Below are 9,743 nucleotides of genomic sequence, written 5' to 3'. Positions count from 1 at the left end.
CCTTCTCTGTGTGCCCAGCCAGGGATTTCACCCTCATGCCGTCCCGCACCCGGCGTATATCAACATTATTGTCAGCGGCGATCGCCAACCATTGGCCGTCGGCACTGACAGCCAAATCGGCAAAATTATTGACCGGACTCCTTTGGCTATAAACCACCTCTTGGTTAGCTAAATTGATCAGGGTGATTTGGTTGTCCGCCGTAGCAACGGCTAAGTATTCACCGTCGGGGGTAACATTGAGAGCGGTAATGATTCCTTGAAAACCGCTGAGATTTTCCACCGTTACCGATGGGCTGGCCCCAGTTTGAGCCACCACATAGGGGTTAGGGGCGCTGCCATTGGCGCGGGCACTCTCACCTGGATAAACTAAACAGGCAACAGTCAAAAAAAATGTAACGGGGCCAGAAAGTTTTTTCAATCGGGAGAAATAGTTATCCATCTTAAAAAATAGTCAAGTTACTAAAATTTGTGTTTACTTAATTATAATAGGCGTTACTTAGGGTCCTTTTATAAGCTTTTAGTCCGCCTTTTAAACCGACCCACTGGAGCTCCAGTAACAGCGAGGAATTTTTATTGATCTTCCCTCTTAATAAGATGTCTAGGGACAATTAATTCTCATTTTTCGCCTTTTAGAATGGACTCTCAAGCAATTTATATTAAAATTACCATGCCGAAAAAATGCCACTAAAATACATAAAATTGGTCACATTCGCACTAGCCATGTTTGACCACAAAACCGATAAACAGTTTGTCATTAGTTGACAAATTAGCTTACATTTATTTAATTTATTAAGACTATTTTTAATTCCTTTCGATTTATTTTGGATCATTAAAATATATGAAGGTGTTTCGCTGGCTATTTTATTTCGCTACGCTTAGTTTGCCAGGAATAATTCCCTGCTCTGTTTTAGCTAATGAAATTCTCAATTTTGCCAACTTTACCCCTGCTACGGCGGAACTAAATGATGCCTTACTATTGGAAAATTCAATTCAATTGGAGCCCTTTGTAGTAGAAAATCTTGCTGATTTGAGCACTGTTGAATTAAACCAGGAACCAGGGCAAACCTCTCTCAATTCCAACGATAACCTGAATTACAGTGCCTCAATTGCCGAAGATTTAAAGAGCCAGACAGCACACTTAGAACAGCCTACAGCCCAAGCGTTAATCGAGTCCACAAAGAAGGAAGAACAAATTCTTTTACCAGCAATAACTCTAGAAAAAAATTCCTATCCGGAGGACATTACCCAACAGTTGACCGACACAGAAAATAGTGAACAGTCCAGCCCTAGACCAACAGTTAACACAGCCCAAAATGATAGTTGGCAAGTTTTTATTACCCCCGGTGCCATCATACCCATTAACGCCTATGGGTCAGCCAGAATTAGGGGAGTTCAGGGTGATTATCACCTTACCACTGCGGACATATTGGAGAGATTAACAGTTTATGCTGGGGGCAGAGTCGAAGCTTGGCACGGTAATTGGGGCATTATTTTAGATGGGTTTTATTACAATTTAAAAGGAGCATCCACCGGTCAGCGGGACAATTTTCCCGGTTTAGCATCTTTTAGTCCAATCAATTATTTACTCAACACAGATATAAATAATCGTTTGAATGGAATTAGTGGCATTCTTGCCGATCAGTCGGTCATTTTGCAGCAAAAGAAAAGTGATATTAACCAAAGTCTCACCCAAATTCAATCTGAGTTTGAACAGGTGCGTAATGCGGCTCCCGATCGCCAGGAGTTGATGGCGGCGATCGCCTCAGCTTCGGCCAAAATTGAAACGCTGCAAGCCCTAGGTAATGCTGTTGACCGACAGGCCATCGGAGCCTGGGCGGAAAAAATTAATGAACTGAAAAAAATGGTGGAGGAGGGGAACCTTGGTGAACGGGAAATCGAACAAAAGTTAACCCAACTCCAGACCGCCTTGGGCACCATCCAGGGTTTTCGGGACAGTGCCATCGGTTCCATTGATCGTTTAGAGGACCGGGTGCAACAACGGGTGACGGAAATCCAAACCTTTGCTTCCCAGTTGCAAAACCTGCGGGAAGAGACTAGACAATTGCTGGCCACATTACCCCTAGAAGAAATTGACCGCCGGGATTTGGCCAAAATTGCCCTGGGGGGACTGGATAAAATAAAACAAATTGAGGGCGATCGGGACCGTTCCACTTTGGAAAATATTATTGATCGGGTCGAAACAGCCCAGGATAAGTTGGAGGCGGTGCGTACCCTACAGACGGAAATTCAAAGCCGCATTGCTAATCTGCGTTCCAGGGAAGATCTCGGAGCATTGCAGAAAAAATTGGCGGAAACCAGGGAGAGGGTGGGTCAAGTGCGGGAGGCGATCGCCAATCTCGAGGAAATTAAGGATTCCCACCTAGGGGAAATTATCCAGACCCTCCAAAACAGTAATGCCAAGGAAAACCTAGTGCAACTACAAACCGCATTGAATACCCTGCAATCGCTCAAAAATAATGCAAATTTTGCTGATACATTACAAGATTTAGCCGAATTAGACCAAATTTTAGCCAACGAAGAGGAGGTAATTGCCGCCATTCAGGCTGAACTTTACGGGGCAGGGCAACGGGATTTAAGCATTGATACCAACACTGATTTATCCGTTAGCGAAACCACTGTTGATCTAGCCATTAGCTACCATTTTGGCAACGCCCGTCCCGTCTACGGTTCAGGGTCCCAAAACCGAAGTTATCCCCAGTGGTGGTTTGAACCCTACATCGGAGCAAGGTTAATCAATCTCAGCCTCGCCTTGGACCAGACTACTAACTACAACTACAACAGTTCTCTAATTTCCCTGGGGGGACAATTCCAAATTAATGAAACCGCTAGCCGTACCTGGATTAATCCCTTGGTGGGGGGGAAATTGGGGGTGCAGTTAACGGATACCTTGGCCCTTTGGCTCCGGGGGGATGTGTCCGGCTTTGACCTATCGGGGGAGGCGGATTGGAACTGGAAAGCTATTTTAGGACTAGATTACTATTTAAGGAAAAACGTGGCTATCCAGTTGGGCTACCAATTTTATAGTTTGAAATACGGGCAGGGTAATGGCAACAATGGTTTTGACTTTTCCCTGAATTTAAATGGCCCCTATGTGGGTTTGACCTTGCGGCTTTAGACGTTGTGGAGTCCGTTGATTTTTCCCAGGAAGTTTATCCCGAAAACGGAGCTTTCTGTCCGACGAAATCCCCTTGAACACCGTTGTAATTCCCCCCGGATATGGCCACTGGTACCATGGCAGGGAAGGGTTTAGTCCCAAGCATTTTAATCTATCGAACTAATGAAACCTGAATTTGCCACAGTCCAGGCCTGGGAACAGGCGGATTGCCTCATGCAACCAGCCCTAATCCGCACCATTGACCATCTGCGGCAAGGCTTGGAAAACTGTTCTTGGCGTAGTCGCTACGAAGAGGTGGAGGAACCCATACCGGGGCATCGGTTAATTCTGGAAAATGAGGGACAAACCTATGGGGTCAACATTTGGGATTTATGTTTTCAGGTGTGTTTTGCCAATTACCAGCCCCAGCTCTTTGGGGATCAACTACCGGACGAGGATGAAGTTTTCACGGCGGAAATAGACCAACAATTGTTCAATGACCAAGGGGAGGTGGATTGGACTAAATTAGACGACAAAGCTCGCCATTGCGTCACAACCCTCCTAGCGGCCCTGCCCACCGTGGGGCAAAGCTGATTTTAGGCGATCGCCGGTGCGGAGGATTTGTCCGGCCAACATGGCCGCCCCAAAGCCGTTATCAATGTTAACCACCCCTACCCCCACCGCACAGGAATTGAGCATGGTTAACAGGGGAGCCACGCCGCCAAAACTAGTGCCATAGCCGACACTGGTGGGTACTCCAATCACAGGGCAGTCCACTAACCCCGCCACCACACTGGGCAAGGCCCCCTCCATACCTGCCACCACAATCAACACATCCATGGACTGAATTAAGGCCCGATAGCTTAATAACCGGTGCAGGCCTGCCACCCCCACATCCCAGAGTTTTTCCACTTTGAAACCGCACAGACTCGCTGTAGTGGCCGCTTCCTCTGCCACAGGTAAGTCTGCGGTGCCCGCACTGAGTATGCCAATGGTGCCGGGATGCTTAACCTGTAAAGGGGTTTGCAGTAATGCGCAGATTTTGGCCTGGGCGTAGTAGTGCAACAGGGGAATGCGCTCTCCTAAAATATCCGCCACCGCCGGCTCCACCCTAGTCACCATCACCACCGGATTGTGCACCGCTAAGGCTTGGACAATTTGCTCAATTTGTTCTGGAGTTTTACCGGGGCCCCACACCACCTCCGGAAAACCCGTCCGCAGTTGCCGTTGGTGGTCCACTTTGGCAAAATCATCGATCGCCTGGAAGCTGAGATGTTTAAGCTGCTCAAAACCCTCTTGGCTACTGGTGTGGCCGCTGGCGATCGCCGCGAGTAATTGTTGGAGGGAGTCTGGGGTCATCGGTGCAGAAAACTGAAAAACAGGGCCATTGACCATTCTGGCCTATTTGGGCTAGATTGCCCCGCCGTACATGGCCTGTAGCACTAGGGCCGGATCTACTAAAACTCCGTTATGGCGCAGTTCCCAGTGCAGATGGGGTCCCGTCGTGCGGCCCGTCATCCCCACCCGACCAATGCGCATTCCTGCTACCACCTGTTGCCCCTGTTGAAGCACAATGCCCCCCTGGCGATCGACCAAATACCTTTGGCCCTGGTGGACCTCCACCCGTCCCATTAAATGACAGTAAGTATGCTGCCAAGCACCGGATTGAATCCGTACCATAGTGCCACAACCGGTATGGTCCGACATTTCCACCACTGTGCCATGCCACCAATTACGAATATAACTTCCCAGGGGAGCGGCCAAGTCTAAACCATTGTGGAAAGTGCTAGCTCCAGCAGTGGGGGCCCGGCGGGGACCAAACCCAGAAGTATATTGCTGAAAATTTTCCACTGGAAAAGAAGCGTACTGCCAGGGATTACTGGAACTGGTCGCCACCGGAGCATATTGGGCAGTGGCCTGGTTATTGGGAGCTAAACCAATGGTTAAGGCGCTACTGGCTAGGATCAAAGCGAGGAGAACTATGAACGGCCGTCGCCGACGTTTTTTGCCCAAGGATTTGGGTAAATTTCCATTTAACCAATGCTTTTGACGACAAGTCCCCCAGAAAGAATTCATGGCACAATCCTCACACGTTTCACACTGCTCCCTAGTGTATGCCCAGAATTGTCCCCTGGCGACGGTCAACCTATCTCTGGAGACATAGCCGGGTATGTTCAAAAAGCCCGAAAATGATCATTAATGCTTCCACCGCCCCTGATGGGGAAGCATTTGGCAAAAGTCTCTTCAGTAAATGGAGGATTGCAACGAGATTTTTCTGTGGAGAATTGCACTTTTACAGCGCGCCCCTAGGCTACTGACTTTAAGTTTTAAGCCCCGTCAAATTAGTCTTGGTTTGGTATAGATTGAGGCTAATTGGTTCAAAATGGAATCAATGTTGCTCCGTTGTTGTTCTTCCCCTGCTGAGCCGTGCTCTACAAAATTCGCCACTATCCCAACTCGGTGTTGGCCGTTACCCTCAAACCCAAGGAACGGCTCTACATTAACCCCGGTTCCCTAATTAGCATGGATGGGGGACTGATAATTAGCCGGCTGTGTGGAGGAGGCTGGCTGAGGGCCCTGGCTAGGTTTTTATTGGGCAAGGAAAACTTAATGGTCAACGCCATCCATAACCCCACCGATCAACCGTTGAGTTTTACCTTAGGCAAAGCCCTACCAGGAAATTTGACTCGCTTAGAATTACCCAAAAATGGCATATTCATCAACCCTGGAGTGCATGTTGCCCATACCAGCGGTGTCAATATGGGGATGCATTGGCTTGGTTTCTCCAGTTGGTGGGCGGGGCAGGGTTTATTCGGTTTGAAACTCCAGGGCAAGGGCCGCGTCTTCCTTGGTAGTTACGGCACCCTCAACCAGTTATCCTGCCCCCAGAGTTTTGTGGTGGAACATTCCCATTTACTGGCGTTTCAACCCAAGCTTAAGCTCAAAGTTAATTTCCCCAGGGGAATTATCGGTGATCTGCAGTCCGGTCGGGGGCTGAGTTCCCGTTTACAGGGCACCGGCAATATCTATTGGCAATCCCGCAGTTTAAGTAGTTTAGGTCGTTTTATCCGGCTACGACTGCGCTGATTTTTCCCCAGCCTGCCCTATGAAAATTAAACTTCTCAATTCCCCCCAAACGGCGATCGCCAGGGTAATCCTGGAGGCCAACGAAGAATTAGCGGCCCAGAATGGCTCTTTAATTGCCATGAGTCAAGATATTTCGGTGCAAAGTTCCGTGCGGCGCACCAGCGATGGGGGAGGGAAACAGACCAGCCGGGGCAATCAAATTAAAACCATGTTTTTAAACAATTATCAAGCCGGGGAAAATGGCGGCGAAATTTACTTAGCCCCTGCGCTGGTGGGCAACCTGGGGCACTATCAACTGGGGGGCAGGAAATTAATTGTGCGCCAGAGCTCCTACCTGGCATCCGATGGTAAGGTGGACATTTTCATGGGCTACAAATCCGCCGCTAAAAAAGAACCCTATTCCTGGCTAAGTTTGGTGGGCGTTGGAGATGTGTTGATCAGTTCCTTTGGGGCCATGTATTCCCTGGAAGTGAATGGCAAACAAATTGTCAACTCTGACCATGTGGTGGCCTTTCATAATAGCCTCAAAGTCAAGCAATATCAGGAGTTGCGTCCATGGCCCAAACGTCTAGTGCCCAAGCAAGAAATTCTCTATGAATTTAGTGGCACAGGTACAATTTTTTGCCAAACCCATGGTCCCCGCAGTTTTGCCCAGGAAGTGGGTCACCAGCTCAAACCAGAAAACTTCAAACTGCGCTAAATCAGTAAAATCACAAGTCGGAACCACTAATGCCATTGCCCTGTAACTAAAACCTGTCCCGCCATGATGGAAGAAGAATCCCTAGAAAAGCTCGAACAAAGTCTGGAACAGATTGATCCTGAAGAGGATTTGGAAGAGGATTACACCCAGCATCTCTTTGCCCATCCCCGGGAAGCAGGGGCGGACAGTCAAGGGCGTCCCATGGATGATGAATTTAATCTTCCCTACAGCATTAACGGCCATGTCCTGTACGCTACCCTGGAGCTGACTATAAAGCCCGGTCAAATTGTCTTTGTCGATGCCAACGTAGTCACCACCATGGACCGTTATATTCTCTTCGTTAACAAATTACGGGGAGGGCTACTGGATATTTTACGCAAAGCTCTCGGTACAGATGCCCTATTTCTCAATCAATTTACGGCGGAACAAAACGTTGGTCACCTCCAATTGGCACCGGCTCTACCAGGCGATATTTGTCATCACTTTTTAACCATAGAAAAGGGGATTTATCTACGGGCAGATAACTTCCTTGCCTGCCAACCCACGGTGAAAATTGACACTAATTTCGCCAGCATGAAGCATTTTTATAACGATAGCGAGAGTTTTTTATTGCGTTTAGTCGGACAGGGGGATTTGTGGTTTAGCCTCTACGGTGGTTTGGTGGAGATTTCCATCGATGGCAACCTGGCCTATAACCCTGATTATATTGTTGCATTTGAAGATACCCTGGATTACGAAATGACCAAACAGGAAGGGCTAGCTACCGATCGCCTACGGGGGGATGTGTGGGGCGGTAAGGGCCGACTGTGCCGCTTCACCGGCCAGGGGAAAATTTGGCTCCAGGCCCGCCAGGCCAATAGCTTTTTGAACTATATCCAATCAATTCTGTTCAATTTACGTTTCCCCCGACTTAATTAGGGGGATCAACGGATTTACGGAAAACTTAGGCCATGCTAGGATGACCAGGTGAAATTAGGCTATGGGCACTAAGAATAGGCTTTTGAGCCAACAAATTAGGGCGGAAACCTCCACCACTTCCGATCCGCCGTCGAAATTAAAACCACTCAAACATCACAACTTTTTTGGCTAGACCGATGACAATGGGGGACAATCTCTGGGGATGGCAAAACATCAAGGGCTCACCCTATCTCACCTGTGCTTTGTTGGCTCCTTGGTCCCATGGCTTTTTCACTAGGGCCTTCTATCCCCAGCTACCCGAAGTACTAATCAATTATCTTGACTCCCAAGGAAAAGCGTTGCGGGTCAAACAAGTGCATGGGGACGTGGCCCTAACGGCAAAGGAAATTAGCCAAAATCCCCCTGCCCCCGATAGTGTTCATCCTCCGGCCGATGGCGTGATTAGTGACGCTCCCCACCAGGGGGTCTGGGTGGCCAGTGCGGACTGTACTCCAGTGTTGATCGGTGATTTGACTAGTAAACGGGTGGCGGCGGTTCATGCGGGCTGGCGGGGTACCAAAGCCAGAATTGTGCCCAAAACCATCGACAGATTTCTCGCCCTAGGTAGTGATTTAAGGGATTTACGCATTGCCCTTGGCCCGGCGATCGCCGGAGAGGTCTACCAAGTGGACCCCTGGGTGGCCTTGGAAGTGGGTCAGAGTGTGCCTGCGGTGCAAAGATTAACCACAGAAGCACAGCAATGGGATTATTTATCCACCATGGCCAATCCGCCGGTATTGCCCGATGGACAACCAGAAAAATGTCGCCTCGATGTGCGCCGTATTAATGAGTTGCAACTGTTGGATTTAGGTTTGGCCCCAGAACAAATTGCGGTGGCCCCCCACTGCACCTTCCAAATGGAAGAACTTTTTTTCTCCTATCGCCGTACCCACACCAAAGAAGTGCAATGGTCGGGCATTGTCAGCCGCTGACGTGGATTACTTTTTCGCGTTTTCTTTAAAATCCTTATCCACCACAAAACGGTTAGCCACAGTTTCTGGTTGAATAGCCGAGAGAATTACTTGATTAGAGTCCATAATGATCACAGCCCTAGTGCGCCGGCCGTAGGTGGCATCAATTAACTGACTACGTTCTTTGGCATCGCTGATAATCCTTTTAATGGGTGCCGATTCCGGGCTGACAATGGCAACAACCCGATTACCAGAAACGATATTGCCAAAGCCAATGTTGATGAGTTGAATTTCCATAGAGTAGGGTGGATGGGAAAGGAGAGGAGAAGGGAAAATGATCGCTTAGGTATTTATTAGAAGCAATGGTTAGCCTTCAAGAGGAAATAGCTGTTAGTTCCGTAATTTAGTTAACTTAAGTTAAATTATGGCGAATTTCAGCCCATGCCTTCCTTTACTTTCGACTTTCAAGTCTTTTTCCGCGTCTATCCAGAGATAGATTAATCGGGAAAACTAGGTCTAACCAGCGGATTTGTCGTCAATTTGCCAAATATTTATGGCTGTCCCCACGGGAACTTGCCTTTGTCAACTTTCATGGAATTTTCATGCCCTTTGTTGCCATTGCTTTCTCCAAAATTTTTGATACCCTCGACGCCACCACTCTGAATTTTGGGCGCACCCAACTTTCCCTGTTGGACTTGTTCCAGTTAGTCCTATCGGCCCTGGCCATATTCGTTTTAACCCACTACCTCAACCGGGTTCTGCGGGGCATTATTCTGCGGCGTTTTATCTATGAGCAAGGCATCCGCTACATTGTGGCCAATCTGTTGAGCTATGGCATGGGTTCTTTTTTGTTCATTGCCATGCTCCAAACTAGTGGCGTTAACCTATCTTCCCTCACGGTGGTGGGGGGCACCCTGGGGCTAGGGATTGGTTTAGGCCTGCAAAATGTCACTCGTAATTTTGTTAGTGGGGG

10 protein-coding genes and 1 pseudogene are annotated in these 9,743 nt (G+C 48.4%); 7 read left to right on the top strand and 4 right to left on the bottom strand.

Annotation, left to right across the window (positions count from 1 at the left end; translation table 11 throughout):
* On the bottom strand, positions 1 to 439 hold a 439-nt coding region (locus tag IQ219_RS11470; protein ID WP_368667602.1), incomplete at its 3' end, for a WD40 repeat domain-containing protein.
* A gap of 399 nt (positions 440 to 838) precedes the next feature.
* On the opposite strand from IQ219_RS11470, the gene IQ219_RS11465 reads away from it, so the two are divergent.
* Together IQ219_RS11465 and IQ219_RS11460 are read left to right on the top strand one after the other, a co-directional pair.
* Positions 839 to 3,136 carry a hypothetical protein gene (locus IQ219_RS11465; RefSeq protein ID WP_194072683.1) on the top strand — a complete coding sequence of 766 codons (2,298 nt, stop codon included), beginning with the start codon at positions 839 to 841 and terminating at the stop codon, positions 3,134 to 3,136.
* 162 nt (positions 3,137 to 3,298) lie between these two features.
* Entirely contained in the window at positions 3,299 to 3,709 is a 411-nt protein-coding gene (locus tag IQ219_RS11460) for a hypothetical protein (protein WP_194072682.1), read from the top strand.
* Here IQ219_RS11460 and larB read toward each other — a convergent pair.
* Together larB and IQ219_RS11450 are read right to left on the bottom strand one after the other, a co-directional pair.
* On the bottom strand, positions 3,677 to 4,474 hold the full coding sequence (gene larB, locus IQ219_RS11455; RefSeq protein WP_194072681.1) for a nickel pincer cofactor biosynthesis protein LarB: 798 nt from the start codon (positions 4,472 to 4,474) through the stop codon (positions 3,677 to 3,679). The genes IQ219_RS11460 and larB overlap by 33 nt on opposite strands.
* A gap of 51 nt (positions 4,475 to 4,525) precedes the next feature.
* Positions 4,526 to 5,191, bottom strand: a complete 666-nt coding sequence (locus tag IQ219_RS11450; protein ID WP_190599245.1) for a M23 family metallopeptidase — start codon at positions 5,189 to 5,191, stop codon at positions 4,526 to 4,528.
* 351 nt (positions 5,192 to 5,542) lie between these two features.
* Here IQ219_RS11450 and IQ219_RS11445 point away from each other — a divergent pair, with 351 nt between their 5' ends.
* The 4 genes from IQ219_RS11445 to pgeF all read left to right on the top strand — a co-directional run bounded on the left by IQ219_RS11445 (position 5,543) and on the right by pgeF (position 8,791).
* Positions 5,543 to 6,202 carry a TIGR00266 family protein gene (locus IQ219_RS11445; RefSeq protein ID WP_190599246.1) on the top strand — a complete coding sequence of 220 codons (660 nt, stop codon included), beginning with the start codon at positions 5,543 to 5,545 and terminating at the stop codon, positions 6,200 to 6,202.
* Between the two features lie 19 nt (positions 6,203 to 6,221).
* Complete coding sequence (locus IQ219_RS11440; protein WP_194072680.1) at positions 6,222 to 6,902, top strand: TIGR00266 family protein; 681 nt, start codon at positions 6,222 to 6,224, stop codon at positions 6,900 to 6,902.
* A gap of 63 nt (positions 6,903 to 6,965) precedes the next feature.
* Positions 6,966 to 7,820, top strand: a complete 855-nt coding sequence (locus tag IQ219_RS11435) for a TIGR00266 family protein (RefSeq protein WP_194072679.1) — start codon at positions 6,966 to 6,968, stop codon at positions 7,818 to 7,820.
* Positions 7,821 to 7,996: 176 nt separating this feature from the next.
* Complete coding sequence (gene pgeF, locus IQ219_RS11430; protein WP_194072684.1) at positions 7,997 to 8,791, top strand: peptidoglycan editing factor PgeF; 795 nt, start codon at positions 7,997 to 7,999, stop codon at positions 8,789 to 8,791.
* 6 nt (positions 8,792 to 8,797) lie between these two features.
* Here pgeF and remA read toward each other — a convergent pair whose 3' ends face one another.
* Positions 8,798 to 9,067: an extracellular matrix/biofilm regulator RemA gene (gene remA / locus IQ219_RS11425; protein WP_010874197.1), complete on the bottom strand. Its 270-nt coding sequence runs from the start codon at positions 9,065 to 9,067 to the stop codon at positions 8,798 to 8,800.
* A 305-nt stretch (positions 9,068 to 9,372) separates the two neighbouring features.
* On the opposite strand from remA, the pseudogene IQ219_RS11420 reads away from it, so the two are divergent.
* Positions 9,373 to 9,743 (top strand): annotated as a pseudogene (locus tag IQ219_RS11420) (mechanosensitive ion channel domain-containing protein); the annotation flags it as partial.

Origin of the sequence: Synechocystis sp. LEGE 06083 (genome assembly GCF_015207725.1) — a bacterium.
Classification (GTDB): Bacteria; Cyanobacteriota; Cyanobacteriia; order Cyanobacteriales; family Microcystaceae; genus Synechocystis; species Synechocystis salina.
The sequence above is the reverse complement of the archived record's forward strand: the minus strand, read 5'-3'. Positions and strand labels throughout refer to the sequence as shown.

Coding starts and splice junctions, on each gene's coding strand:
- IQ219_RS11465 (WP_194072683.1), top strand. CDS start 839: ATGAAGGTGTTTCGCTGGCTATTTTATTTCGCTACGCTTAGTTTGCCA.
- IQ219_RS11460 (WP_194072682.1), top strand. CDS start 3,299: ATGAAACCTGAATTTGCCACAGTCCAGGCCTGGGAACAGGCGGATTGC.
- larB (WP_194072681.1), bottom strand. CDS start 4,474: ATGACCCCAGACTCCCTCCAACAATTACTCGCGGCGATCGCCAGCGGC.
- IQ219_RS11450 (WP_190599245.1), bottom strand. CDS start 5,191: ATGAATTCTTTCTGGGGGACTTGTCGTCAAAAGCATTGGTTAAATGGA.
- IQ219_RS11440 (WP_194072680.1), top strand. CDS start 6,222: ATGAAAATTAAACTTCTCAATTCCCCCCAAACGGCGATCGCCAGGGTA.
- IQ219_RS11435 (WP_194072679.1), top strand. CDS start 6,966: ATGATGGAAGAAGAATCCCTAGAAAAGCTCGAACAAAGTCTGGAACAG.
- pgeF (WP_194072684.1), top strand. CDS start 7,997: ATGACAATGGGGGACAATCTCTGGGGATGGCAAAACATCAAGGGCTCA.
- remA (WP_010874197.1), bottom strand. CDS start 9,067: ATGGAAATTCAACTCATCAACATTGGCTTTGGCAATATCGTTTCTGGT.